Annotated in this window: 21 protein-coding genes and 1 pseudogene; 9 read left to right on the forward strand and 13 right to left on the reverse strand. The window is 60.6% G+C overall.

Going from position 1 to position 26,651, the window contains the following annotated elements; translation table 11 throughout:
• Positions 1-8 precede the first annotated feature (8 nt).
• Positions 9-899, reverse strand: a complete 891-nt coding sequence (locus TK06_RS03950) for a Ku protein (RefSeq protein ID WP_063320918.1) — start codon at positions 897-899, stop codon at positions 9-11.
• Between the two features lie 199 nt (positions 900-1,098).
• Here TK06_RS03950 and TK06_RS03955 point away from each other — a divergent pair, with 199 nt between their 5' ends.
• From TK06_RS03955 to TK06_RS03970, 4 genes and pseudogenes are all read left to right on the forward strand, one after another.
• Positions 1,099-1,440 (forward strand): hypothetical protein, encoded by a 342-nt coding sequence (locus TK06_RS03955; protein WP_063320919.1) that lies wholly within the window; start codon positions 1,099-1,101, stop codon positions 1,438-1,440.
• Positions 1,441-1,487: 47 nt separating this feature from the next.
• Entirely contained in the window at positions 1,488-2,636 is a 1,149-nt protein-coding gene (locus tag TK06_RS03960) for a PQQ-dependent sugar dehydrogenase (RefSeq protein WP_063320920.1), read from the forward strand.
• 342 nt (positions 2,637-2,978) lie between these two features.
• A pseudogene (gene ilvA, locus TK06_RS03965) lies at positions 2,979-3,968 on the forward strand (threonine ammonia-lyase, biosynthetic); the annotation flags it as partial.
• 404 nt (positions 3,969-4,372) lie between these two features.
• Positions 4,373-4,654, forward strand: a complete 282-nt coding sequence (locus TK06_RS03970) for a DUF1652 domain-containing protein (protein WP_063320921.1) — start codon at positions 4,373-4,375, stop codon at positions 4,652-4,654.
• A 99-nt stretch (positions 4,655-4,753) separates the two neighbouring features.
• Here the strand turns inward: TK06_RS03970 and TK06_RS03975 are convergent, their stop codons facing one another.
• The 10 genes from TK06_RS03975 to TK06_RS04020 form a co-directional block, all read right to left on the reverse strand.
• On the reverse strand, positions 4,754-5,692 hold the full coding sequence (locus TK06_RS03975; RefSeq protein ID WP_063320922.1) for a carbohydrate kinase family protein: 939 nt from the start codon (positions 5,690-5,692) through the stop codon (positions 4,754-4,756).
• Between the two features lie 12 nt (positions 5,693-5,704).
• Positions 5,705-7,192: a xylulokinase gene (xylB, locus tag TK06_RS03980; protein ID WP_063320923.1), complete on the reverse strand. Its 1,488-nt coding sequence runs from the start codon at positions 7,190-7,192 to the stop codon at positions 5,705-5,707.
• A gap of 206 nt (positions 7,193-7,398) precedes the next feature.
• On the reverse strand, positions 7,399-8,880 hold the full coding sequence (locus TK06_RS03985; RefSeq protein ID WP_063320924.1) for a mannitol dehydrogenase family protein: 1,482 nt from the start codon (positions 8,878-8,880) through the stop codon (positions 7,399-7,401).
• A gap of 15 nt (positions 8,881-8,895) precedes the next feature.
• Positions 8,896-9,999 carry an ABC transporter ATP-binding protein gene (locus TK06_RS03990; RefSeq protein ID WP_063320925.1) on the reverse strand — a complete coding sequence of 368 codons (1,104 nt, stop codon included), beginning with the start codon at positions 9,997-9,999 and terminating at the stop codon, positions 8,896-8,898.
• Positions 10,000-10,038: 39 nt separating this feature from the next.
• Positions 10,039-10,869 carry a carbohydrate ABC transporter permease gene (locus TK06_RS03995; protein ID WP_003202324.1) on the reverse strand — a complete coding sequence of 277 codons (831 nt, stop codon included), beginning with the start codon at positions 10,867-10,869 and terminating at the stop codon, positions 10,039-10,041.
• A gap of 10 nt (positions 10,870-10,879) precedes the next feature.
• Positions 10,880-11,815 (reverse strand): carbohydrate ABC transporter permease, encoded by a 936-nt coding sequence (locus TK06_RS04000; protein WP_053184628.1) that lies wholly within the window; start codon positions 11,813-11,815, stop codon positions 10,880-10,882.
• A 160-nt stretch (positions 11,816-11,975) separates the two neighbouring features.
• Positions 11,976-13,286, reverse strand: a complete 1,311-nt coding sequence (locus tag TK06_RS04005) for an ABC transporter substrate-binding protein (RefSeq protein WP_063320926.1) — start codon at positions 13,284-13,286, stop codon at positions 11,976-11,978.
• Positions 13,287-13,626: 340 nt separating this feature from the next.
• A complete protein-coding gene (locus TK06_RS04010; protein WP_063320927.1) occupies positions 13,627-14,532 on the reverse strand; it encodes an AraC family transcriptional regulator in 906 nt (301 codons plus the stop codon).
• 70 nt (positions 14,533-14,602) lie between these two features.
• Entirely contained in the window at positions 14,603-15,895 is a 1,293-nt protein-coding gene (locus TK06_RS04015; protein WP_063320928.1) for a glycosyltransferase, read from the reverse strand.
• 77 nt (positions 15,896-15,972) lie between these two features.
• On the reverse strand, positions 15,973-16,344 hold the full coding sequence (locus TK06_RS04020; protein ID WP_063320929.1) for a response regulator: 372 nt from the start codon (positions 16,342-16,344) through the stop codon (positions 15,973-15,975).
• 260 nt (positions 16,345-16,604) lie between these two features.
• On the opposite strand from TK06_RS04020, the gene TK06_RS04025 reads away from it, so the two are divergent.
• From TK06_RS04025 to TK06_RS04045, 5 genes are read left to right on the forward strand one after another with little or no spacing between them, the layout of a single operon-like run.
• Entirely contained in the window at positions 16,605-20,087 is a 3,483-nt protein-coding gene (locus TK06_RS04025) for a response regulator (protein WP_063320930.1), read from the forward strand.
• The gene (locus TK06_RS04030; protein WP_063320931.1) at positions 20,087-20,902 is read left to right on the forward strand and encodes a CheR family methyltransferase; all 816 of its coding nucleotides are present in this window, start codon (positions 20,087-20,089) and stop codon (positions 20,900-20,902) included. Before TK06_RS04025 ends, TK06_RS04030 begins: the two co-directional genes overlap by 1 nt.
• Positions 20,899-21,486, forward strand: coding sequence for a chemotaxis protein CheB (locus TK06_RS04035; RefSeq protein WP_063320932.1), 588 nt, complete (start codon positions 20,899-20,901; stop codon positions 21,484-21,486). Before TK06_RS04030 ends, TK06_RS04035 begins: the two co-directional genes overlap by 4 nt.
• 5 nt (positions 21,487-21,491) lie before the next feature.
• Entirely contained in the window at positions 21,492-22,772 is a 1,281-nt protein-coding gene (locus TK06_RS04040) for a hybrid sensor histidine kinase/response regulator (RefSeq protein WP_063320933.1), read from the forward strand.
• Complete coding sequence (locus TK06_RS04045; RefSeq protein WP_063320934.1) at positions 22,765-23,142, forward strand: response regulator; 378 nt, start codon at positions 22,765-22,767, stop codon at positions 23,140-23,142. Before TK06_RS04040 ends, TK06_RS04045 begins: the two co-directional genes overlap by 8 nt.
• Positions 23,143-23,409: 267 nt before the next feature.
• Here TK06_RS04045 and TK06_RS04050 read toward each other — a convergent pair whose 3' ends face one another.
• Entirely contained in the window at positions 23,410-25,080 is a 1,671-nt protein-coding gene (locus TK06_RS04050) for a response regulator (RefSeq protein WP_063320935.1), read from the reverse strand.
• A complete protein-coding gene (locus TK06_RS04055) occupies positions 25,077-26,579 on the reverse strand; it encodes an ATPase domain-containing protein (RefSeq protein ID WP_063320936.1) in 1,503 nt (500 codons plus the stop codon). The genes TK06_RS04050 and TK06_RS04055 overlap by 4 nt, the downstream gene beginning before the upstream one ends.
• Positions 26,580-26,651 lie beyond the last annotated feature (72 nt).

Below are 26,651 nucleotides of genomic sequence, written 5' to 3' on the forward strand. Positions count from 1 at the left end.
GCCAGGGTTTACCCCCGGGAGGCCTTGGTGGCTTTTTTGGCAGGAGCGGATTTGCGGGCTTTCGCGGGTTTTGCGGGGGCCTTTCCGGCGGATTTGTCGGTGGCCTTGCCCTTGCTGCCCAGGCTGCGCTTGAGCAACTCGGTAAGGTCGATGACATCGGCGGTCTTGCGTTGTTCTTCGCCCGGGTCGGTTTCCACCGCTTCGAGGCGGCCTTCGTTGGCCTTTTTCTCCACCAGTTCCATGATTTTGTCTTCGAAACTGTCCCGGTATTCTTGCGGTTCCCAGTCGGCGCTCATGTCTTCCACGAGACGTTTGGCCATTTCCAGCTCGCCCTTGGCCAGGGTTGGGTTCGTCACTTCGTCGCCCAACTCGAGGACATCAAGGTCACGTACCTCCGCAGGCCAGCGCAGCATCACCAGTACCAGCGCCGATTCAAGGGGCATGAGCGCCGCCAGGTGCTGGCGGGTATGCAGCACGACATGGGCCAGGGCGACCTTGTGGGTCTTGACCAGGGTTTCGCGCAGCAGGGCATAGACTTTGCCACCGCGTTTGTCGGGGGCGAGAAAGTAGGGCGTGTCGATGTTTTGCAACGGGATCTTCTCGCTGTCGACAAAGGCAAAGATATCGATGGTCTGGGTGGACTTGGGGTGGGCGGAACGGATTTCTTCCTCGCTGAGCAGCACGTACCGGCCTTTCTGGTACTGGACGCCTTTGACGATGTCGTCCTTGGTCACTTCCTTGCCCGTGGTCTTGTTGACCCGCTTGTAGCCCACCGGGTCCATGCTGCGTTTGTCCAGCCAGTCAAAATCCACCCCCTGGGACGAAGTGGCCGACACCAGTGCGACAGGAATGTGGGCCAGTCCGAAGCTGATTGCGCCTTTCCAGATTGCCCGTGCCATGGTGGTGTTGTCCTTGCCGGTGGATGTCTTTCTGGTGACCTTCGCGCTTTGGGAAAAGTTTCCATTGTGGGGCGAGCAAGCTTGCTCCCACCTGTCTTCGGAGACGCTTCGTTACATCTTCACCGGGATATTTCGCTTAACAAGGGCGAACCTGCGGCGTAGCGTGCTTTCGATATGCCTGAACCCCAGAGGTGTCCCAATGAACAGGCTGATGCTCGTCATCATGACGCTATTACTGACTGCCGCTGCTCAGGCCGCCACGCCCAGCGCAGGCGCAACGGTCCTGGCCCAAAACCTGCCGGGCAACAACAATCCCTATAACAGCCCGACGCGCCGGGCCAATCCCAACAGCATGCAGGGCACCCGGCCCAACGTGCCGACGATACATAACAACCCGACAGTGCCGGTACCACGGCCACCGACCCTGGAAAACGGCGGCATCGGCAATGGCTACCCGCGTTCCGGCCCGCCGTCGGGTTCGCCGCGACCGACCATCGAGTCTCCTGCGCCACCGCGCAACAGCCAGAATGGCAACCGCTAGGCGCTGGCGCCCGTTGTTCTCTTTCAACACCGCAGAAGGAAATGTGCATGTTGCGTAAAACACTCCTGGCCGCATTCTGCGCCAGCGCTGTCCTGGCCCTTGCCACCCCGGCCAATGCCGCGCCAACCCAGTCATTCAAGAGCGAGGAGGGCACGCTGGAAGTGACCACCGTGGTCAAGGGGCTGGAGCACCCTTGGTCTGTCGCATTCTTGCCTGGCCAGCAGGGCATGCTGGTGACGGAGCGACCGGGTAACCTGCGCGTGGTCAGCGCCGATGGCCAATTGTCCGCACCCTTGAGTGGCGTGCCTGAAGTGTGGGCCAAGGGCCAGGGCGGTCTGCTGGACGTGGTGCTGTCGCCCGATTTCAAGCAGGATCGTACCGTCTACCTGTCTTATGCCGAGGCGGGCGCAGATGGCAAGGCCGGCACCGCCGTGGGTCGCGGGCAACTGTCCGAAGATCTCAAGAGCCTGAAGAATTTCGACGTGATCTTCCGTCAGTTGCCCAAGTTGTCCACGGGCAACCACTTTGGCTCGCGCCTGGTCTTCGACCGCGACGGTTATCTGTTCATTACCTTGGGGGAAAACAACGAGCGGCCCACCGCCCAGGATCTGGACAAGCTGCAAGGCAAGATCGTGCGCATCTACCCCGACGGTAAGGTGCCCGACGACAACCCCTTCGTCGGCCAGAAAAACGTCCGTCCCGAGATATGGTCCTACGGCATGCGCAACCCCCAGGGGGCGGCCCTCAACCCTTGGAATGGCACGTTGTGGGAGAACGAACACGGGCCCAAGGGCGGTGATGAGATGAACATCATCGAGCGCGGCAAGAACTACGGCTGGCCATTGGCGACCCATGGCATCAACTACTCCGGCGCTCCGATCCCCGAAGCCCAGGGCAAGACCGTCGAGGGTGGCCTTGACCCTCACCACGTCTGGCAGGTCTCACCGGGGCTCAGTGGCATGGCGTTCTACGACCATGGGCGCTTCAAGGCCTGGCAACACAATGTGTTCATCGGCGCCTTGGTGCCAGGGGAACTGATCCGCCTGCAATTGCAAGACGACAAGATCGTCCATGAAGAGCGCCTGTTGGGTGAGCTCAAGGCGCGAATCCGTGATGTTCGCCAGGGCCCGGATGGGTATCTCTATGTGTTGACGGATGAGGACGACGGGGCGTTGTACAAAGTCGGCCTCAAATAATTGGAGAAAACCGTGGGAACGAGCTTGCTCGCGATTGCTATGGGTCAGCTGGCATTGATACTGACTGATACTCCGCAATCGCGAGCAAGCTCGCTCCCGCAGGGAATGTTGTTCACTTGAGCTCAATGCAACGAATATCGGCTGGCACTTGATATTGCCCATTGACTTGCCGCCAACGCACCGCTAATTTCCAGGCATGAACTCACCCGTACTGCGCAGCCAGCCAAGCATTATTACCGCCATTCCTTATTTGGCGGGTTAGCTGTCGGCTGCACCCAACCCGCCCTGGAGGCGGGTTTTTTCTTTCTGTCTCCTGGGCTCCGCCTGAACCAGGAGATCGCCATGACCGTTACCCGCACCGAGCAAACCCTGCTTGAGCACTATGTTAAGAAGATTCTCGCCGCGCCGGTCTATGAGCTGGCCGTGCGCACGCCGCTGCAAGCGGCACCCGCATTGTCCGAGGCCTTGGGTAACCGGATCCTGCTCAAGCGCGAAGACCTGCAACCGACCTTTTCCTTCAAGATCCGCGGTGCCTACAACAAACTCGTGCAACTGACTCCGGAGCAGCGCGCCCGTGGCGTCATCACCGCGTCTGCCGGCAATCATGCCCAGGGTGTCGCGCTGGCGGCACGGGAGTTGGGTATTTCGGCCAGCATCGTCATGCCTGTGACCACTCCACAATTGAAGGTGCTGGGCGTGCGCAACCGAGGCGCCGAAGCGATTCTGCACGGGGAAAGCTTTCCGTTTGCCCTGGCGCACGCGCTGGAGCTGGCCGAGCAGAGCGGATGGGAGTTCGTCTCGCCTTTCGATGACCCGGACGTGATCGCCGGGCAGGGCACCGTCGCCATGGAAATCCTGCGCCAGCACCCCGGCCAGCTGGATGCGATTTTTGTCCCGGTCGGTGGCGGTGGGCTGATCGCCGGGATCGCAGCCTACGTCAAGTACCTGCGCCCGGAAGTACGCATCATCGGCGTCGAGTCGCAGCACTCGGCCTGTCTCCAGGCGGCGCTGGCAGCCGGTGAGCGAGTGACCTTGCCTGAGGTGGGAACCTTCGCCGATGGCGTGGCCGTGGCGCAGATCGGCGCCCATGGCCTCGATATCTGCCGTTTCTGTGTCGATGAGGTGATGACCGTGAGCAACGATCAACTGTGTGCCGCGATCAAGGATATCTATGACGATACCCGCTCCATCACTGAACCGTCGGGCGCACTGGCGGTGGCAGGCATCAAGCAGTACGTGGCCGGCACGGGGGCGCGAGGTCAGACGCTGGTGGCGATCGATTCCGGTGCCAATATCAATTTCGACAGTTTGCGCCACGTGGCCGAGCGGGCGGCGGTGAGCGCGTTTTGAGTCTTTTTACGCTACGTCACACTTTTTTTGAAGCAGGCGACGGATGCCCACTTGCGTCTTCGTATTAGGGGCTACTCTAAGTTGCGAACAGGATAAAAGCGATTGCAGTTTGCATGGGAAAAGTAGCGTTTCCTTGCATTTTGCACGAGCTCTCCAGCGCGGGACAAAGCTAAGCGCTTGATTCAGATCAATCCGCAAGGTCTTCGATACAGGCATGCTTCTTGCGGGATGATTCAAGAGTTCGCCTGGCGAACTCGTTGACTGAAAAACGCTAAAAGAACGAACGAACGGCACGGTATTCGTAGTCCCAGTCCGCAGGGAAGAAAACGGACGAAAATACCGCCGGCGTGAACATAAGTTGGCCGCCTCAACAGGAGAGAGTCGCCATGTTTCTATCTGCCCTCGAAATGCGAAACATCATTGAAAGCAGCTTGCTGCCCAAGCGCTCGCAATGCACCTTGTCACCTGAGCTCAAGATGACGGTCAAGATCTACGACGATCATGCAACCGATCGCGTGGCATTGCTCAAAACCGACATCGATGCCAATAAACTCACTGGTTGTCGGGCCATCAACGACTTGATCGCGGAGCTGCGTACCGAGCTCGACCACAACCCTGCCGCTGGCAATCACTTCCATCAGCAACACCAGCGGATGACTGGCCGCTGATAACGGCCTTGTTCTTGTAAGGCTGACGCTCGGGTCCGGTCATGTCCGAACCCGGCGTCCAGTTTTTTTCAGCTGTTTTTTTTAGCTGCGATGCGCCATTCAGTTCAATTGGTGCCTGTAGGGCAGGTCTGGCCCGGTTTTGCCGCAAGTCAGGGCGGCGGCGCGAATGGCGAATTCAAGCATTGCGCTGATCTGTTCCCGGGTCAGGGTATGCAACCCCTCGATCGAATCCAATTGTTGTTCAGTCAACCACGCAATCAGCGCGGCCTGGAAGGTATCGCCTGCACCCACGGTGTCGGCGATCTTCACCGGACAGGACGGCAGCGACCATGAGCCGTGTTGGCGACTGAAGACCGTAGCGCCCTGGCCGCCCCGGGTCAGGAAGACCAATTGGCAGCGGTTCCCCAGCCAACCTTCGATGATCGCCTCGGGCTCCTTTGCGGGGTAGAGCAGGTCCAGGTCTTCGTCACTGACCTTGATCAGGTCGGCATATTGCACCAGCGTCGCAATCCGTGAGCGCCACAGCTCGATATCCGGCTGCGGGTTGAGTCGCACATTCGGGTCGAGGCTGATCAAGCGGCGGCCGCTTTCGCGTTGCATCAGGGCCAGGAGCGTATCGGCGATGGGCTGGACCACCAGCGAGAACGAGCCGAAATGCAAGCCGCGCACCTCGGGGCCCAGGTCCGGTAGATGCGCCAGGCTCAGTTGTCGGTCCGCACAGCCTTCGCCGCGAAAACTGTAGTGGGGCGAACCATTGGCGCCTACGGCAACCATTGCCAGGGTGGTCGGTGCGTCGAAGTCCACCAGGTATTGGGCGCTGACACCTTCATTGAGCAGCACCTGGTGCAAGCGTCGACCCAGGTAGTCGGTGGACAGCCCGGTAAACAGCGCCGATTCAACACCCAGGCGACGCAGCCCCACGGCCACGTTGAACGGTGAACCACCGGCAATGGCCTTGTAGTTCACTTGCGAGGCCGGGCCATCCGCCTCGGTCTCACTGAAAAAATCAAACAGCGCTTCACCACACACCAAATACATAGTTTCCCGCTCTCAAAGGGTTGCGACGTGTTGTCGATAACGTTCATATGCCTGTTGCGACGCCGCGACATGGGCGGCGATTGGCCGGGTTTCGCTGCTCGGGTCTAGCTTGACGCAGCGTTCGCACAGCTCGGCCAAGCCTGTCTGTGAGCCGGAGTGGCACCATGCCGCCTGGATCGCCGCCCCCAATGCAGCGGCTTCGCTCTGTTCGGTGCAAATGACCGTGGTGTCCATGGTGTCGGCGACGATCTGCCGCCACTGCGCGCTCTTCGAACCTCCGCCGATCAGGCGAATGCTCTGGGCCTGGAGTCCGTTGGCTCGCAGCAGGTCCAAGCCATAGCGCAAACCGAAGGTCGTGCCTTCGACCACGGCGCGACACAGGTTGGCCCGGGTCAGGTTGGTGGTGGTCAGGCCCAGCAAGCTGCCGGTGGCATGGGGCAGGGCAGGAACACGCTCGCCGTTGAGGAACGGCAGCATGCACACGCCCTCGGCGCCAATCGGGGCCTTGGCCACCAGGGCGTTGAAGGCGTCGATGTCCAGGTCCAGCAGTTCGCGTATCGCGCCAGTGGCGTTGGTCAGGTTCATGGTGCAGATCAGCGGCAGCCAGCCACCGCTGGAGGAGCAGAAAGTCGCCACGGACGGCTGTGGACTGACCGCAGGTTCGGCGGCATAGGCGTAGACCGTACCGGAGGACCCGAGGCTCATGGTGATCACACCGGGCTGGATGTTCCCGGTGCCGATGGCGCCCATCATGTTGTCGCCGCCGCCACTGGCCACCACCGCTTCGGGGTTGATGCCCAGGTGCGCAGCAATGGCCGGCAAGATGCGTCCGACGGGCTGATGGGCCTCGATCAGTTCCGGCAGCGCCGCTTGCAAGCGTGCGCTGGGGTCGATGTGTTGTAACAGTTGCACGTCCCATTGGCGGGTGCGTACGTTGAAATAGCCGGTCCCCGAAGCATCGCCGTATTCGCTGCAATGACGGCCGGTGAGCCAGTAGTTGAGGAAGTCGTGGGGCAGCAGGACGCTGGCGATGCGTTCGAATACCTGGGGATGCTGCTCCCGCGTCCAGAGCAGTTTGGAAACCGTGTAGCCCGGCGCGATCACCACGCCGAGGCGTTCGAGGCTGCCGTCTTCACCGCCCAGGTGCGCCAGGAGCCGATCATTTTCCGGCGTTGTCTCGGTGTCGCACCACAGCTTGGCCGGGCGCAAGACCTGGCCCTGGTCATCAAGCAGGACCAGGCCGTGCTGCTGGCCGGAGACGCCGATGCCGAGGATCGCCTGGCCATCGACCCCGGCGGCGGCCAAGGCCTGATGAGTCGCCTGGGTGAATGCATCGAGCCATTGCTGGGTGTCTTGTTCACGACGACCGTTGGCCCCGCTGATCATGCTGTGGGCAGCGGCGCCCAGGCCGAGGACCTGGCCACTGGTTGCGTCCAGGATCAGCGCCTTGGTGCCTTGGGTGCCGCAGTCGATGCCCAGGAACAGTTGTTGGTTTGCCATGGAAATCCTTGGTCGTCAGATCAATACCCGCAGGAAATAACCGCTCGGTCAGCCAACACCTACCTGTGGCGAGGGAGCTTGCTCCCGCTGGGCTGCGAAGCAGCCCTAAAACCTGCCACTCGGTCTATCTGGTTCACCGTGTCGGCTGTCTGGGGGCCGCTGCGCAGCCCAGCGGGAGCAAGCTCCCTCGCCACAAAAGCGGACCGTTAGTCCGCGTCAGCCAGCACGCGCTCAAGCGTTCGCGTGACGCCATGCTCGCGCAAGCTGTTGCAGCACCATTCGAATGCTGCCACGAACTCCGGCGAGCGGGGAATGGCGGTGCCAAAGATTTCTTCCACCTCCAGCATCCGCTGGGTCACCAGCGCATCGTCAGCCACCAGTGCCTGGCAAAACGCTGCCCGTGGGTCCGGGATTGAATACGTTACGCCGTTCTCGTCCACGCCCTTCAGGTATACGGCCCAGGCCGCCACCACCAGCGCCGCGCGGCGAGTCTGGCCACCGTCGGCGATCAAGCGGTTGATGGTCGGCACAGTGAATTTTGGAAACTTCGACGAGCCGTCCGAACAGACCCGTTCCAACTGGTCGGCAATCGCCTGATTGGAAAAGCGCTCCACCAGGGTGTTCTTGTAGTCGGTCAGGTCGATGCCTGGCACTGGCGCCAGTTGCGGCGTCACGTCCAGGTCCATGTAGGCGCGCATGTAACGCACGAACAGCGGGTCGTTCATGGTCTCGTGGACGAAGCGATAACCCTTGAGAAAGCCCAGGTAGGTCAACGCCAGGTGGCTGCCGTTGAGCAGCTTGATCTTCATCTCTTCATAGGGTGTGACGTCATCGGTGAACTGCACGCCGACCTTTTCCCAGGCCGGGCGACCGTTGACGAACTTGTCTTCCAGGACCCATTGCACGAACGGTTCGCAGACCACCGGCCAAGCGTCGTCGATGCCATGTTCGTCATGCAGTTGCAGGCGATGGGCCACGCTGGTCATGGGCGTGATGCGATCGACCATGGCATTGGGGAAACTGACATTGCGGTCGATCCACTGCCCCAGCTCCGCGTCGCGCAACGCGGCGAAGGCCAGCAACGCCTTGCGGGTCACCGCGCCGTTGTGGGGCAGGTTATCGCAAGACATCAACGTGAACGCCGGAATACCGGCCGCGCGGCGCTTGGCCAGGGCGGCGCAGAGGAAACCGAAGACGGTTTTCGGAGCGTCAGGATGGGCCAGGTCGTGCTGGATCTGTGGCAAGTGGGCCATGAACTCGCCGTTGCTGTCGTCGATGCAATAGCCGCCTTCGGTGATGGTCAGCGAGACAATGCGGATCTGCGGATCGGCCAGTTTGTCGATCAGCGCTTGGGCGCCATCTTCAGCCAGCAACATGTCATTGATCGCGCCAATCACCCGGACTTCGGTGTCATCGGTGTCACCCAGTTCGTACAGGGTGAACAGGTAGTCCTGGCTGGCCAGGTCATCCCGGGCACGGCGATCCTCGGCCCGCAGGCCCACGCCGCAGATGGCCCAGTCCAGGTCGGTGCCGGTATTCATCAGCGCATCGGTGTAGTAGGCCTGGTGCGCCCGGTGGAAACCGCCGACGCCGATATGGGCGATGCCCTGGCGGATGTCGCCCAAGGGGTAGGCGGGCAGGGCTACGTCGGGGTTGAGGTTGTGCAGGTTTTGTCGGTTGAGTTTCATCGCAGGTCTCGGTAATCAGGCGGCGGCGCGCAGCGCACGGGTCACCGCAACGCCCTCGGCGTCGAATAAGTGGCAGTGTTCAGCGTCCAGGTGCAGGCTCAGTTGCTCGCCGAAACGGCTCGCCAGGTCACCGCGAACGCGCATGGTCAAGGCTTCGCCGGAGGCCGTGACGACGTGACAGAAGGTGTCGCTGCCCAGCCGCTCGCTGACGTCGGCGGTGACTTGCAGCGTGCAATCACCCGGTTGCGCCAGGTTCAGGTGTTCCGGGCGAATCCCCAGGGTCACCGCGCCGCCGACGCTCAGGTTGGCACCGCTGCGCGGCAGGTTGATACGCGTGCCGGCGTCCAGCAGCACCTCGCAGCCCTGGCTGTCCAAGCCGGTGACCTTGCCTTTGAGGAAGCCCATTTTCGGCGTGCCGAGGAACCCGGCGACAAACAGGTTGGCCGGCTGGTGATACAGCTCCAACGGCGAGCCGACCTGTTCGATACGCCCGCCATTGAGCACCACCACCTTGTCGGCCAGGGTCATGGCTTCGACCTGGTCGTGAGTCACATAGATCATGGTCGCCTGCAACTCCTTGTGCAGGCGTGCCAGTTCCAGGCGCATCTGCACCCGCAGGGCGGCGTCGAGGTTGGACAGCGGTTCGTCGAACAGGAAGATTTTCGGGTTACGCACGATGGCCCGGCCAATCGCTACACGCTGGCGCTGGCCGCCGGACAGTTGCTTGGGCTTGCGCTCGAGCATCGGACCCAGTTCGAGGATGCGCGCCGCTTCGTTGACCTTCTTCTCGACCTCGGCCTTGGGCACGCCGGCCAGGTCCAGGGCGAAGGACATGTTCTTGCGCACGCTCATGTGCGGGTACAAGGCGTAGGTCTGGAACACCATCGCCAGGTCGCGCTTGGCCGGGCTGACTTCGGTGATGTCCCGGCCATCCAGTTCGATGGTGCCGTCGCTGACCTCTTCAAGGCCGGCGATCAGCCGCAGCAGCGTGGACTTGCCACAGCCCGACGGGCCGACAAACACCACGAACTCGCGGTCGTTCACCTCAAGGTCGATGCCCTTGATGATGGAGAAACCTTCGAAACCCTTTTGCAGATTCTTGATTTTCAGGTTGGCCATGATGATGGGCCTCCACTTCTGATTATTGTGTAGGGCGCGTTATTTCACCGCGCCGAAGGACAAACCGCGCACCAGCTGTTTCTGGCTGATCCAGCCGAAAATCAGGATCGGCGCGCAGGCCAGGGTCGAGACGGCCGACAATTTGGCCCAGAACAAACCTTCCGGGCTGGAATAGGAGGCAATCAACGCCGTCAGTGGCGCGGCTTTGGAGGAGGTGAGGTTCAGCGACCAGAAGGCCTCGTTCCAGCACAGGATCAGTGACAGCAGCACAGTGGAGGCCAGGCCGCCCTTGGCAATCGGCAGCAGTACGCGGACCATCTCCTGCCATAGGGTGGCGCCATCCAGGCGCGCGGCTTCGAGGATGTCGCGGGGAATGTCCTTGAAGTAGGTGTAAATCATCCAGACCACGATGGGCAGGTTGATCAACGTGTAGATAACGATCAACGCGAGACGCGTGTCCAGCAGGCCAAATTGCTTGGCCAGCAGGTAAATCGGCATCAGCACGCCCACTGGCGGCAGCATCTTGGTGGAGAGCATCCACAGCAACGTACCTTTGGTGCGCTGGGTTTCATAGAACGCCATGGAGTAGGCCGCCGGTACTGCAATCAGCAGGCACAGGGCGGTGGCGCTGAAGGAAATCACCACCGAGTTCCAGGCGAAGCTGAAGTAGTTGCTGCGCTCGTTGATGTGCAGGTAGTTCTCCAGCGTCGGCGTGAAGATGAACTGCGGCGGCGTGGCGAACGCGTCGATTTCGGTCTTGAAGCTGGTCAGCACCATCCAGAAGATCGGGAAAAAGATCAGGATCGCGATGGCCCAGGCCAGCGTGCCCAGCAGCAGGCTTTGCAGGCGACGGGATTGTTGAAGAGTCATGGCGACGGCCTCAGTGCTTGTCGGTGAGGTTTTTGCCGATCATCCGGACCAGGATGATGGCGGCGATGTTGGCAATGACCACGGCAATCAGGCCACCGGCCGAAGCCATGCCGACGTCGAACTGCACCAGTGCCTGGTTGTAGATCAGGTAGGCCAGGTTGGTGGAGGCGTAGCCAGGGCCACCGTTGGTGGTGGTGAAAATCTCGGCGAACACCGACAGCAGGAAGATCGTCTCGATCATCAGCACCACGGCAATCGGGCGGGCCAGGTGCGGCAGGGTCAGGTGCCAGAAAATCGCGATCGGGCCGGCACCGTCCAGGCGCGCGGCCTCTTTCTGTTCCTGGTCCAGCGACTGCATGGCGGTCATCAGGATCAGGATCGCGAAGGGCAGCCATTGCCAGCTCACGATGATGATGATCGATAGCAGCGGGTAATGGGCTAGCCAGTCCACTGGCTGGGCGCCGAACAGTTTCCACACCGAGGCGAGGATGCCCGAGACCGGGTGGAAGATCAGGTTCTTCCAGATCAGCGCGCCGACGGTGGGCATGATGAAGAACGGCGAGATCAGCAGCACACGGACGATACCGCGACCAAAAAACTCACTGGCCTCCAGCAGCGCGCTGATCAACACCCCCAGCACGATACTGATCAGCAGCACGCTGCCCACCAGCAACAAGGTGTTGGTGGCACCGGGCATGAAACCCGAGTCGGTCAGGAAGTAGGTGAAGTTCTCCAGCCCGACGAATTCGTTTTCGCCGGGGTAGAGCAGGTTGTAGCGGATCATCGAGAAGTAGACGGTCATGCCCAGGGGCACGATCATCCACAGCAGCAACAAGGCCACCGAAGGGCTGACCAGGAACCAACCGGGGTTCGCCAGGCGGATCTTGCGTGCCGGCGGCGGGGCAATCTCGATGGGGGCTTTGGCGGTTGTCGTTGAGCTATTCATGAACGTTTACTCTTGTGCGACGCATTCCCTGTGGCGAGGGAGCTTGCTCCCGCTGGACCGCGCAGCGGGCCCATTTCGACTGGCAATCCTTGGATTGCCAGGGCGGGCTTCGCCCGCAGCGGGAGCAAGCTCCCTCGCCACAATTGGAGAAATGCAGACCTTATTTTGGATACCCGGCGCGTTTCATCTCGCGTTCGGTGGTGGACTGCGCTGCGGTCAACGCCTGGTCCACGGTCTGCTGGCCGGTCAGCGCGCCCGAGAAGAACTTGCCCACTTGGGTGCCAATGGCCTGGAACTCGGGAATGGTCACCAACTGGATGCCGATGTAGGGCACAGGCTTGAGGGTTGGCGCTTTCGGGTCGGCGACTTTCAACGATTCGAGGGTCACCTTGGCAAACGGCGCAGCCTTCATGTACTCGTCGCTGTAGGTCGAGGTGCGGGTGCCTGGCGGTACGTTGGCAATGCCGTCGGTCTTGGCGACCAATTGGCTGTATTCCTTGGACGTCGCCCAGGTGGTAAAGACCGTGGCCGCGTCCTTGGCTTTGGAGCTGGTCGGGATGGCCAGCGACCAGGAGTACATCCACGAAGTGCCCTTGTCGGTTTTTTCGTGGGGGGCGAAGGTGAATCCAACGTGATCGGCCACCTTGCTCTGGGTCTTGTCGGTGACGAACGAACCGGCGACGCTGGCATCGACCCAGATCGCGCATTTGCCGCTGTTGAACAGCGCCAGGTTTTCGTTGAAGCCGTTACTGGACGCACCCGGCGGGCCGGATTTCTTCATGTTGTCGACGTAGAAATTCAGTGCTTCCTTCCATTCGGGTCCATTGAATTGTGGCTGCCACTTCTCATCGAACCAGCGCGCGCCATAACCGTTGGCCAGGGTGGTGATCAGCGCCATGTTCTCGCCCCAACCGGCCTTGCCCCGCAGGCACAGGCCATATTGTTCCTTGGCTTTGTCGGTGAGTTTTTCGGCGAACTCACCGATCTGGCTCCAGGTCGGGTGTTCGGGCATGGTCAGCCCGGCGTTTTTGAACAGGTCGGTGCGGTAATAGGTGATCGAACTTTCGGCATAGAACGGCAGGGCGTACAGCGAGCCTTTGACCGACAAGCCATCGCGCACGGAAGGGAAAACGTCGTCCAGGTCGTAGGAGGCCGGCAGGTCCTTCATCGGCTCCAGCCAGCCCTTGGCGCCCCAGAGTGCAGCTTCGTACATGCCAATGGTCAGCACGTCGAACTGTCCGCCTTGGGTGGCGATGTCGGTGGTCAGGCGCTGGCGCAGCACGTTTTCTTCGAGCACCACCCAGTTGAGCTTGATGTCCGGGTGCTCGGCCTCGAAGGTTTTCGAGAGCTTTTGCATGCGGATCATGTCGCTGTTGTTGACGGTGGCAATGGTGAGGGTCTGTGCGCCGAAACTGACGCTGCTGAGGGTCATGCAGGTGGAGACAAGCAGAGCTTTTACCGAAGGTTTCATCGCGCACTCCTTTTCCGCGCCCGAGGGCGGCAGAAGGACAGTTATTGTTTTTGTGTCTTCCGGATGAAGGGAAGAATGTGCGCTGATTACAGCCCTCAATGGACGGCGTGACAAATCATCCGTCGCACTTTCACTGATACTTTTTTGCACTGGAGGGATTGATGCCTGCCACTTCAGGCCGGACAAAGAACCTGTGGCGAGGGAGCTTGCTCCCGCTGGGGCGCGCAGCGGCCCTCAACAATTCCCCTGACAACTCGGTGCGAAAGGCTGATATAGGGGGCTGCTTCGCAGCCCAGCGGGAGCAAGCTCCCTCGCCACAGGGGATTGGGTGAGAAAAATGTCAGCCCTGGTTCTGCTCGGTCAACCGCTGCACCGCCAGCCGCCGGTAGTGGGATGGGGTCATGCCCTTGAGCTGCTGGAAACGCCGGTTGAAATTGGAAATGTTGTTGAAACCCGATTCAAAGCACACGTCCGTCACCGGTTTATCACCGTCGGCCAGCAACTCGCAGGATTTGCTGATGCGCAGGCGATTGACGAATTCGATGAAGCAGCGACCGGTGGCCTGTTTGAACACCCGGCTGAAATAGGTGGGTTTCATGCCCAGGTGCTCGGCCACTTCTTCCAGGGACAGTTCCCGGGCGTAATGGGCAAAGATGTAGTCCACCGCGCGGTTGGTGCGGTCGATGCTGTGTTCGTCTGCCGTTTGCGCAGAGGTCGCGCCGGACAGCAGTTGGTAGTCATCCGTGGCGGCCAGCAGCTCCATCAGGATGAAAAAATACCCCAGGCGGCTCATGCCTTGGGAATCGGCGATGCGCTGCATCAGGGTCATGGCCTGGCGGATGGTGCGCTTGCAGCGGAACTCGATGCCGTATTGGGCACGTTCGAGCAGCGGTGCGACAGTCTTGAGTTCAGCGAATACCTGGTGGCCGCTTTCGAACAACTCGTCAGTGAAGTTCACCAGCATGTCGCGCTTGTGCACCACTTCATCCTCGGCCACCTGGCTGATCCAGTTATGGGGCAGGTTGGGGCCGGTGAGGAACAGTGACTGCGGATAGAAGTTGCCGATGTAATCGCCAATGAACACTTTGCCGGAACTGGCGACGATCAAGTGCAGCTCGTATTCCTTGTGGAAATGCCAGCGCACCAGCGGGCAGGGAAAACCGTGCTGACGGTAGATGATGGACAACCCATTATGGTCGTCCATCAACTCGTAGGAGGGGTCGGTGATTCTGGCTGTACGGGTCATGGGCCTGGCGCTTTTATTGTTATCGCCATTGGATAATGCCCCCTTCGCCAGGCGGCTGCCACTCTGACGTCTAACCGTTGCGGTTTTTTTCTTCGATCCACTGGGACATGTATTGGGTGCTTTTGTGCTGGTGGTGACGCAGCATGCTGCCGGTGAAATTGTCCCGACGTCGTTGTGCCAGGTCCGCCCGGCAAGCGTTGATGCTGTCGATCAGCGCCGGGCCGTGCACCTGTTGCCGGTAGCGATTTTCCAGCAAGGCGAGGCCAGCATCCTGGGCCAGGGTCCAGCGCGCCTGATCGCGATACAACTGCACCGCCGCATTGGCGATGCCTTCGGCGCTCTGGGCAATCGCGCCGGGCCAGGGCATGTCGCCGTGCATGGCTTCGGCCCCCACGGGCGTGGTGACGTTGGGGGTGCCGCAGAGCATGGCATCGATCAGCTTGCCCTTGATGCCGGCGCCGAAACGCAGCGGCGCCAGGCAGATGCGTGCCGCCGACATCACCTGCAAGGCGTCCTCCGCCCAGTTCATGATGTGAAAGCCCTGGGCCGGGTTATGCAGCGCGGCGGCCTTGGGCGGGGTGTAGGCGCCGTACAGATGCAGCTGCGCGCCGGGTAATTGTTGGCGGATCAGTGGCCAGATGGCGTTTTTCATCCAGAGCACGGCGTCCCAGTTCGGTGCGTGGCGAAAGTTGCCGATGCTCAGGAAATGCGCCCGGTCCTCGAACGGCGCCGACGGCTCGCCGGGCAGGTCCAGCATCAACGGGCACCAGTGCAGCAGGTTGCGGGGCAACCCGAAGTGCTCCACCAACAGTTCGATTTCAACCTCGGACACCATCAAGTTGAGGTCGCAGCGGTACAATGCGGCGATTTCCCGTTTGGCCAGGTCGGTGTCGGCCATCCGCTGGAACTCCTCGTCCAGGGCTGGGGCGAAGAGGTCGCTGAAATCCTCGCCAGCCTCATCCTGCTTCAGGCGGTCTTTCAAGCGCTGGTGCCGAGCGTGGCGCAGGCTCTGCAAGTCTGACGTCTCCAGCACCCGCAGGGCACCGGGGCAGTGCTTCTCGACCCGCCAGCCGAACTGTTCTTCCATCATGAATTGGTCGAACAGCACGATGTCCGGCGCCAGCTCACTGATGAAGGCGTCGAAGCTGCTGCTATTGAGTTCGATCGGTACTTCGCGGATACCCAGCGCGACCAGGTCGGCGCGCTGTTCACCGGGGCCCGCCGGACTGCTGAAGGTGATGTCCCAGCCTTGTCCGAGGAAGGTGTCGAGGATCTGCATGACATGCCCGCTGGCAGCCGATGAGCGCGGCTCGGGCCAGACATAGCCGATAACCAGGACCTTGGTGGCGGTGGGGTGATGCATGAGCAGGGGGTTCCTCGAAGCGGATCAGGCGCTGTCGGCGCGCGGGGCGCCGATAGTGACCAAGAATACGATCCGGCTCAAGAAAGAATGCGTTTGACCTTGTCTCGCAACTGGTCGATGGAGAAAGGCTTGCCGATCACCGACATGCCTTCCGGCACATCGATACTTTCAGCGTAACCGCTGGCAAACAGCACAGGCAGTTGTGGCCGCACGGCTCGGGCCTGTTTCGCCAATTCGCGCCCGTCCATGACCGGCAGGCCGACGTCGGTCATCATCAGTGCAATGGGTTGCGCGTCGTTGCGCAAAAACGCCAGCGCCTGTTCACAACCGTCCGCCTCCAGCACTTGGTATTCCAGCTCCTCCAGCACGTCGACGATCAACATCCGCACAATGTCATCGTCTTCGACGACCAGGATAGTGGACTGGGTGGCAGGAGGAGGGGTGGACATAGTCGACATTCTCGAAGGAGGGAGCGGGAGGGAGACTCGAAAAAAACGGCCTCTTTCATGAGTAAGCTCCGAGGCGGCACAAGTTCCCAAGGTTGTACAAGAAAGGATCTATAGTACAAGAGCTGACAAGGATAGTCGCTTCCTTGCTACAAGGTAGATCGTCGCGGGACTTGCGCCTTTGACTCGTCAGATAATGTGGATCCAAGCGCCGTTTTTCGGGCAAACTCCACGGTTTTCAACTGTCCACCAAGGCCCTTTCCATGACTCCTTCGTCTTCGGTCGACGAGCAAAGTTTTCGCAAACTCCTGAGCCGCAATATCAGCCTGCCGCTGGGCATGGGCGCCCTCAGCTCGGTGTTTTTCATCATCCTTGTCACGTACCTGCTGTCGGTGATCCAGTGGGTCGGGCATACCGACCGGGTGATCAATAATGCCAATGAGGCGCTCAAGCTGAGCGTGGACCTGGAAACCGGCATGCGTGGCTACCTGTTGAACGGTGACGAGCACTTTCTCGAGCCCTATGAAGTGGCCAAGCCGCGGATCGCCGTCGCGTTGGATACACTGCTGGAATTGACAGCCGACAACCCCGTCCAGACCGACCGGCTGCACAAGATACAAGCGATCCAGACGGAATGGTCCACGTACGCCCAGGGCTTGATCGACCTGCAACGCAGCAGCGGGGATTACCGGAGTGCGGCGAGGTCCGGGCGCGGCAAGCGCTTGACGGACGAGATCCGCCAAACTTTCGAGGAAATCGTCGATACCGAGCAGCAACTGCGTGCGGCGCGTAACCAGGACGTGCGCACCACCACCGTCTGGAGCATTGGCCTGTACCTGCTGTTCGTCGCCGCAGTCAGTGGATTGCTGGCCTACGTCGGTCGCCGGGATCTGTTGAGCTTGTCCGAGAGCTACAGCGCCAGCCTGAAAGTCCAGCAACGCAGCGCCCTGCACCTGGAGAAGCAGGCTTGGTTGCGCAATGGCCAGACGCAGCTGGCCGAGCAGGTCCTGGGGCAGTTGTCCCTGGACCTGTTGGGCCGCAATATCTTGCAGTTCTGTGCGAAGTACCTGGGTGTGGCGGTGGCTGCGCTCTATGTGCGGGAAGAAAATGGCGTGCTCAAGCGCGTCGCCAGCTATGGCTTGTCCCGGGAGGATGACGCACAGCAGCAGGTGATCGTCGACGGTGAAGGTATCGCTGGCCAAGCCGTCCGACAGGGGCGTCTCATTCGGTTGGATGACGTACCGGACGATTACCTGAAAGTCAGCTCCGGATTGGGGCAAGGGCTGCCCAACAGCGTGCTGGTGGCGCCCACCAGTGACGATGACCGGATCAACGGTGTCATCGAATTGGGCTTCCTGCGGCCATTGACCGAGCGCGACATTGAGATGCTGGAGCTGATTTCCGGCAATATCGGCACCTCCATCGAGGCCGCTCGTTATCGCCAGCGCTTGCAGGAAGTGCTGGCCGAAACCCAGCAGTTGAACGAAGAACTGCAAGTGCAGCAGGAAGAGCTCAAGACTGCCAACGAGGAACTGGAAGAGCAGTCGCGCATTCTCAAGGAGTCCCAGGCCCACCTCGAAGCCCAGCAGCAGGAACTGGAGCAGACCAACGAGCAATTGGCCGAACAGCGCGACGCCATGGACCAGAAGAACAGCGAGCTGAACCTGGCCCAGATCCAGTTGCAGGAGCGCGCCGAAGAGTTGCAGCGTTCGAGCAAGTACAAATCCGAGTTCCTGGCCAACATGTCCCACGAGCTGCGCACGCCGCTCAACAGTTCGTTGATCCTGTCCAAACTGCTGTCGGAAAACCCGCAGCAGAACCTCAGCGAGGAACAGGTCAAGTTTGCCGAGTCGATCTACTCCGCCGGCAACGACCTGTTGAACCTGATCAACGATATTCTCGACATCTCCAAGGTCGAGGCTGGAAAGCTGGAAGTGCGCCCGGAAAACACCAGCGTGCAGCGTCTGGTGGAGGGCCTGCGGGACATGTTCGAGCCGTTGGCAGTCGACAAGGGCCTGGAGTTCGAGGTCCAGGTATTGCCCGATGCGCCAGCGATGCTCTACACCGACCGCCAGCGCCTGGAACAGGTGATCAAGAACCTGCTCTCCAATGCCGTGAAATTTACCGAGCAAGGCACCGTCAGCCTGTCGGTGGCCGGGCAGCCGGGCTCGGGCATCGCGTTCATGGTGCGCGACTCCGGGATCGGCATCGCCGCCGATCAGCAGCAAAGCATCTTCGAAGCGTTCCGCCAGGCCGATGGCACGACTAATCGTCGTTACGGTGGCACCGGCCTGGGGTTGTCGATTTCCCGGGACCTGGCCACGTTGTTGGGCGGCTCGATCAGCGTTTCCAGCGAGCCGGGGCAGGGCAGCGTGTTTACGCTGGTAATGCCTGAACGTTATGTCGAGCCCGGAGAATCGCCGATAGAGCCGTTGACATTCATCCCGACGGCCACCGCGCCAGCGCCGGCGGCACCAAAAGCCGCACCGGCACCGCTGATCGCTGAAGTGGATACGCCGATTGCCCGATTTGCCGACGACCGCGACAAGGCGCCGTTCGACACCCGGTGCATCCTGGTGATCGAGGACGAGCCCAAGTTCGCCCGCATCCTGTTCGACCTGGCCCATGAGCTCGGTTACCAGTGCCTGGTGGCCCACGGTGCCGATGAAGGCTTCGACCTGGCCTTGCAACTGGCTCCCGACGCGATCCTTTTGGACATGCGCCTGCCGGATCACTCCGGGCTGACGGTGTTGCAGCGGCTCAAGGAGCGGGCCGAAACCCGGCACATTCCGGTGCATGTGATTTCCGTCGAAGACCGCGTCGAAGCCGCCATGCACATGGGCGCCATCGGCTATGCCGTCAAGCCGACCACCCGCGAAGAACTCAAGGATGTGTTCGCCCGCCTGGAAGCCAAGCTGACCCAGAAGGTCAAGCGGGTGTTGCTGGTGGAAGACGATGACTTGCAGCGCGACAGCATCACCCGGCTGATCGGCGATGACGATATCGAGATCACCGCCGTCGGCCTGGCCCAACAAGCCCTGGACCTGTTGCGGACCAACGTCTACGACTGCATGATCATCGACCTCAAGTTGCCGGACATGCTCGGCAATGACCTGCTCAAGCGCATGTCCAGCGAAGACATCTGTTCCTTTCCGCCGGTGATCGTCTACACCGGGCGCAACCTGACCCGCGACGAAGAGGCCGAACTGCGCAAGTATTCGCGCTCGATCATCATCAAGGGAGCCCGTTCGCCAGAGCGCCTGCTGGATGAGGTGACACTCTTTCTGCACAAAGTCGAATCCCGGTTGTCCCATGAACGGCAGCGGATGCTCAAGACCGCCCGTAGCCGCGACAAGGTGTTTGAAGGCCGCAAGGTGCTGCTGGTGGACGACGATGTGCGCAACATCTTTGCCTTGACCAGCGCCTTGGAGGCGAAGGGGGCGATTGTTGTCATCGGCCGTAACGGCCTGGAGGCGATCGATCGCCTGAACGAATTCGACGACATCGACCTGGTGCTGATGGATGTAATGATGCCGGAGATGGACGGTTTCGAAGCCACCGCGCTGATCCGCAAGGACCCGCGCTGGCGCAAGCTGCCCATTATTGCCGTGACGGCCAAGGCCATGAAGGATGATCAGGAGCGCTGCCTGGCGGCGGGTTCCAACGACTACCTGGCCAAACCGATCGATCTGGATCGTCTGTTCTCGCTGATTCGCGTGTGGTTGCCGAATATGGAAAGAATTTAGTGGAACGTGACACTGACATTGAACTTCGTTTGTTGATCGAAGCGATCTACCTCAAGTACAGCTACGATTTTCGCGACTATTCCGGTGCGTCCATCAAGCGCCGGGTCCACCATGCGCTGAGCCAGTTCGAGTGCAAGACCATTTCGGCCTTGCAGGAGCGCGTGCTGCATGACCCAGGGGCGTTCATGCAACTGCTGCAACTGCTGACGATCCCGGTCAGCGAGATGTTTCGCGACCCCACGCATTTCCTGGCCATTCGCGAGGAAATCGTGCCGCTGCTCAGGACGTATCCTTCGCTCAAGATCTGGATCGCCGGTTGCAGCACTGGGGAGGAGGTCTACTCCATGGCGATCCTGCTGCGCGAAGAAGGCCTGCTGGACCGCACGCTCATCTATGCCACCGATATCAACCCGCGCTCGTTGGAAAAAGCCAAGCAGGGGATTTTCTCCCTGGAGAACGTGCGTACCTACACCCAGAACTACCAGGCGGCCGGAGGCCGGCGCTCGTTTGCCGATTACTATACCGCCGCCTACGATTATGCGATGTTCGACAAGACCCTGTGCGAGAACGTGACCTTTGCCGATCACAGCCTGGCGACCGACAGTGTCTTTTCAGAAACTCAGTTGATTTCATGTCGCAATGTATTGATATATTTCAATAAAAAACTACAGGATCGGGCGTTCGGATTGTTTCATGAGTCCCTTTGTCACCGTGGTTTCCTGGTATTGGGCAGTAAGGAGACGTTGGATTTCTCGGCTTACGGCCATCGATTCGAGCCGTTGGTCAAACAGGAACGGATCTATCGCAAGTTATGAACCAGACGAAGGACAGATCCAACCCGCCCATCGAGGCCGTTGTCGTCGGTGCATCGGCCGGTGGCGTCGACGCGCTGCTCAAGGTCTTCGGACACCTGCGCAAAGGCTTTGGCGTGCCCATTTTGGTGGTATTGCATTTGCCGGACGAGCGCGAAAGCCAACTGGCCCGTGTCTTCGGACATCGTCTGGCGGTGCCGGTGGAGGAAGCCCGGGACAAGCAAGACATCGTGCCGGGAACCTTATATGTCGCCACGCCCGGCTATCACTTGTCGGTCGAGGCTGACCGTAGCCTGTCGTTGAGCCTGGAGGAGCCGCTGCATCATTCGCGGCCGTCCATCGATGTGTTGTTTGAATCGGCCGCCGATGTCTACGGCCAGAAATTGCTGGCTGTGGTGCTGACCGGCGCCAACAACGATGGCGCCTGTGGCTTGGCGAAGGTCAGGGCGCTGGGCGGGATCACGGTGGTCCAGGACCCCAATGAAGCCCAGGTCTCGACCATGCCCGAAGCGGCGCTGGCCCTGCACGAACCCGACCATATCCTTACTTTGCAAGGCATCGGCCAATTGCTGGCCGGGCTGGAATGAACCACATGCCAAGAGATATTCAAGCCAAACTGCTGATCGTCGATGATCTGCCTGAGAATCTGTTGGCCCTGGAAGCGTTGATCAAGGGGGGCGACCGCGAGGTCTTCAAGGCCCTGTCGGCGGACGAAGCACTGTCCCTGCTGCTACAACACGACTTTGCCCTGGCCATCATCGATGTGCAGATGCCGGACATGAACGGTTTCCAACTGGCCGAGCTGATGCGCGGCACGGAGAAGACCCGCAGCATCCCTATCATTTTCGTCAGTGCCGCTGGTCGTGAACGCAACTATGCCTTTACCGGTTATGAAAACGGAGCGGTGGACTTCCTGCACAAGCCGTTGGACACCCAGGCGGTCAAAAGCAAGGTCAATGTGTTCGTCGAGTTGTACCGTCAACGAAAGGCCATGAAGGAGCAGGTCGTAGCCCTTGAGCAGAGTCGCCGCGAGCAAGAGGTTCTGCTGCAACAACTGGAGGCCACCCGGGGCGAGCTGGAGCAAGCGGTGCGCATGCGTGACGACTTCATGTCCATCGTCGCCCACGAGGTGCGCACGCCCCTCAATGGCCTCATCCTCGAGACACAACTGCGCAAGATGCACCTGGCCCGGGACAACGCCGCGGCCTTCAGCCTGGACAAGGTGCGGGCGATGGTTGAACGCGATGAACGGCAGATCAAGAGCCTGATCCGGCTGATCGAGGACATGCTGGATGTCTCGCGGATTCGCACCGGCAAGCTGTCGATTCGTCCGACCCGCTTCAACTTGACAGCATTGGTGGAAAACCTGCTGCGCAATTTTCAGCCGCAGATCGCCGTTGCCGAATGCTCGTTGACCTGCCTGGCTGAACCGTCGGTGGAGGGGCTTTGGGATGAGTTTCGTATCGAGCAGGTGATCTCGAACTTGTTGACCAATGCGTTGCGCTACGGCGGCAAGGGCCCGATCGAGGTGCGCGTCTACAAGACTCCCGACCACGCCTGTATCGAGGTCCAGGATCATGGCATCGGTATCAGCGAGGAAAACCAGAAACGTATTTTCCAGCAGTTCGAACGCGTATCGTCCAAGGCGGCTGCTGCCGGCCTTGGGCTGGGGCTGTTCATTTCCGAGCAGATTGTCACCGCCCATGGCGGGACAATCACGGTCAACAGTCGCCTCCATGAAGGGGCCTTGTTTCGTGTTTGCCTGCCTTTGCAGAAAACTGTCTTGGACAAAACCGCCGAACAGACGCAACCTCTGCGAGACCCCAAGGTCGTATCAGCAGCTATTGATCGAACAAAGGCTTCTCATGAGTGAAGATGCGCAAGATGTTGTATTGATCGTCGAGGATGACCCGTCGATCCTGATGGTGTTGTCGGCCTACCTGTCGGGCGAGGGATACCGGGTGCTACAGGCCGAAAACGGTGCCCAGGCGTTCGAGATCCTGGCGAGCAAGCCTCATCTGGACATGATGATTACCGATTTCCGCCTGCCGGGTGGTATCTCCGGCGTGCAGATCGCCGAGCCTGCGGTCAAGTTGCGTCCTGAGCTGAAGGTCATTTTCATCAGTGGCTACGCGCAGGAAGTGCGCGACACTGACAGCCCCATTACCCGCAAGGCGCCGGTCCTGGACAAGCCGTTCGACCTGGATGAGCTGCAGCGCATCATGCAGTCGATGTTGTCGTAGGTTTTGTCTGGGCTGGGGACATGGCTGTGGCGCTGCAACTGATTTTTTCCCAGCCTGCTACCAAGTGTTTGTATCCGGGTTGCTTCATGCAGATAAATGAGGTGCCCGGGCCGCTTTCGTGGCGAGGGAGCTTGCTCCCGCTGGACTGCGCAGCAGGCCCAAGGCCGGCGACACCATTGAATCTGGCATAACCGGGATTGAGGTTTTAGGGCCGCTTCGCGCCCCAGCGGGAGCAAGCTCCCTCGCCACAACAGACATTCAATCGACTCAAACCGTGATCATCTCCCGCACCTTGGCCGTCAACAAATCAAACGTGAATGGCTTGGTGATCATCTGCATCCCCGGGTCAAGGAAACCGCCGCGTACCGCTGCATGTTCCGCGTAACCGGTGATGAACAGTACCCGCAGGTCCGGGCGGATCTGCCGGCCGATTTCTGCCAGTTGCCGGCCATTCATGCCGGGCAGGCCCACGTCGCTGATCAGCAGGTCGATGCGTTGGCCTGACTGGAGGATTGGTACGGCGCCGTTGGCGTCGGCCGCTTCCACAAAGGCATAGCCCAACTCGCTCAACACCGCGCTCACCAGTACTCGCACCGCTGGATCGTCCTCGACAATCAGCACGGTCTCACCGTCCTGCGCATGCGGTGCATGTGGGGTGGTGGCCTGTGGTTCGTGTATTTCCTCGCCGCGAAAGCGCGGCAGGTAAAGGTTCACCGTGGTGCCTTTGTCGACTTCGCTGTCGATGGTCACATGCCCGCGCGATTGCTTGCTGAACCCATAGATCATCGACAGGCCCAGCCCGGTGCCCTGGCCGATTGGCTTGGTGGTGAAGAACGGATCGAACGCACGACCGATGATCGCTTCGGGCATGCCGCAACCGCTGTCCTGCACGCTCAGCACCACATAGTCGCCGGGTTCCAGGTTGGTGTAGGCGTCGGTAAAGTCGGCGTCAAGGTGCTGGTTGCAGGTCTTTACCACCAGGTTCCCGCCATTGGGCATGGCATCCCGGGCGTTGAGGACCAGGTTGAGCAGGGCGCTTTCCAGTTGGTTGGGGTCGGCTTCGGCGACCCAGAGCTGCTCGTCCAGCTGCATGTCCAGGTGGATGCTTTCGTTGAGGCTGCGTTGCAGCAACTCGCCCATGGACAGTACCAGCGTATTCATCTGGACGGCCTTGGAGTCCAGTGATTGCCGACGGGAAAACGCCAGCAGGCGATGGGTCAGGCCGGCGGCGCGGTTGGCCGAGGTCACGCCCAGGTCGATCAGGCTGTCCAGGTCCTCGGTGCGGCCCCGGGCCAGGCGCCGGCGCAGCAGTTCGAGGCTGCCGATGATTCCGGTGAGCATGTTGTTGAAGTCGTGGGCGATACCGCCGGTGAGTTGGCCGACTGCTTCCATTTTCTGTGACTGGCGCAATGCCTCTTCGTTATGGCGCAGCTGGGCGGTGCGTTCTTCCACTTGCTGTTCAAGGGTTTCAAGGGTGGTTTGCAGGCGCAGTTCGCTGTTGCTCAGGTCGATCAGGCGGTCGCGGGCTTCGTACTGCCTTCGACGACCTCGCAGGGCGGTGGTCACCAGGCTGATCAGGGTCACTGGGTGGAAGGGGCGCTCAAGGAAGGTCACGTTGCCCAGTTGCGTACCGATACGCGCCGCCGGGTTCTGTTCCGGGCCGCCGTGATGGGTCAGCAAGACAATGGGCAGGTCAGACCAGGCCGGCTGTTGCTCGATGTGCAGGAACAGTGCTTCCAGATCAGGCCCCACCAGGGCTTCCGAGGAAATCACCAACAGGCCGGCACCTTTTTCCAATTCTTCGCACAAATGACCCAGATGACGGCAGATGAGGCCGGCAAAACCGGCTTCATTGAGGATCATCAAGGCGATCTGGCTGTCCCGTCCCAGCGGCGCGAGGATCAGCGCCCGCTCGGACAGGGGCTCGGCCAGCGTCACCGGTGTTCATCCCTGAGCAGCGGGTTGCTCTCGCCCATATAAGTGGGAACCCCTCGCAAGACGCCTTGGAACGCCTCGAGCGGCTCGCCGATGGTCATGCCCAAGCCGCTGATGCGGTATTCGCGGATGGTCGACTCATGGCTGCCCGTGCGTTTCTTGATGATGGAAATCGCCCGGCGCACCTTGCCCAGTGCTTCGAAATAACGCAAAAGAATCACCGTGTCAGCCAGGTAAGTAATGTCGACGGGCGCCTGCATGTCGCCGACCAGACCGTGCTGTGCAACAGTCATGAAGGTCGCCGCGCCCTTGCGGTTGAGGTAGAGCAACAATTCATGCATGTGCAGGACCAGCGCGTTCTCCTCCGGCATGGCCGCCTGATAGCCATTGATGCTGTCGATGACCACGGTCTTGATGTCTCCCTCATCGACACAACGGCGCACGCGGTGGGAGAACTCACCAGGAGACAGCTCGGCGGCGTCCACTTGTTCGATCAGCAGGTTGCCGGTCTCTTGCAGGGCTTGCAGGTCGATGCCGATGTTTTTCATGCGTTCGAACAACAAGCCCAGTTCTTCATCGAAGATGAACAGCGCGGCTTTCTCGCCGCGATGTACGGCTGCGGCGGCAAAAATCATTGCTATCAGCGATTTGCCGGTCCCCGCCGGGCCGAGAATCAACGTGCTGGAGCCGGTCTCGATACCGCCACCCAGCAGGGCGTCCATTTCGCCGATGCCGCTGGAGAGTTGCTGGCGCAGGTATTGGCCTCGGTGCTCGGCGGCCACCAGGCGTGGGAAGACGTGTACGCCGTCGCCCATGATGGTGAAGTCATGGTAACCGCCGCGGTATTTCTGCCCGCGATACTTGACCACCCGGATCCGCCGCCGTTCGGCGCCATAGTTGGGCGTCAGTTCTTCCAGGCGAATCACTCCGTGGGCGACACTGTGGACGGTCTTGTCGAGGGACTCGGTGGTCAGGTCGTCGAGCAGCAGGACCGTGGCGTCGTAGCGCACGAAGTAGTGCTTGATCGCGAGGATCTGGCGACGATAGCGCAAGGAGCTTTGCGCCAGCAGGCGGATCTCCGACAGGCTGTCGAGCACCACCCGGGTCGGCTTGACCCGTTCGACCACTTCGAAAATCTGCCGCGTCGCTTCGCCCAGCTCCAGGTCCGAGGAGTACAGCAGGCTCTGCTGGTGCTCGGCATTGAGCAGGCTTTCGGGCGGGGTCAGTTCGAAAATATGAATGTTGTCGTCCAGCGTCCACCCGTGGGAGGTTGCGCCCTGACGCAGTTCACGCTCGGTTTCCGATAGCGTGATGTACAACGAGCGCTCGCCAGCCTTGGCGCCGGCCAACAGAAAATGCAGCGCGACCGTGGTCTTACCCGTCCCTGGTTCCCCCTCGAGCAGGAACACATGGCCGCGGGACAAACCACCGGAAAGGACATCGTCCAGTCCTTCGATGCCGGTGGCGGCTTTTGCACTGATCAACTCGTTAGATGTAGACAAAAATAGCCCTCTCATGACTAGGGAAGTGGGCAGCAGGCGGGGTAACGCCTGAATTCAACTGCCTGAACACTT

This window comes from Pseudomonas fluorescens (assembly GCF_001623525.1).
GTDB classification, from domain to species: domain Bacteria; phylum Pseudomonadota; class Gammaproteobacteria; order Pseudomonadales; family Pseudomonadaceae; genus Aquipseudomonas; species Aquipseudomonas fluorescens_Q.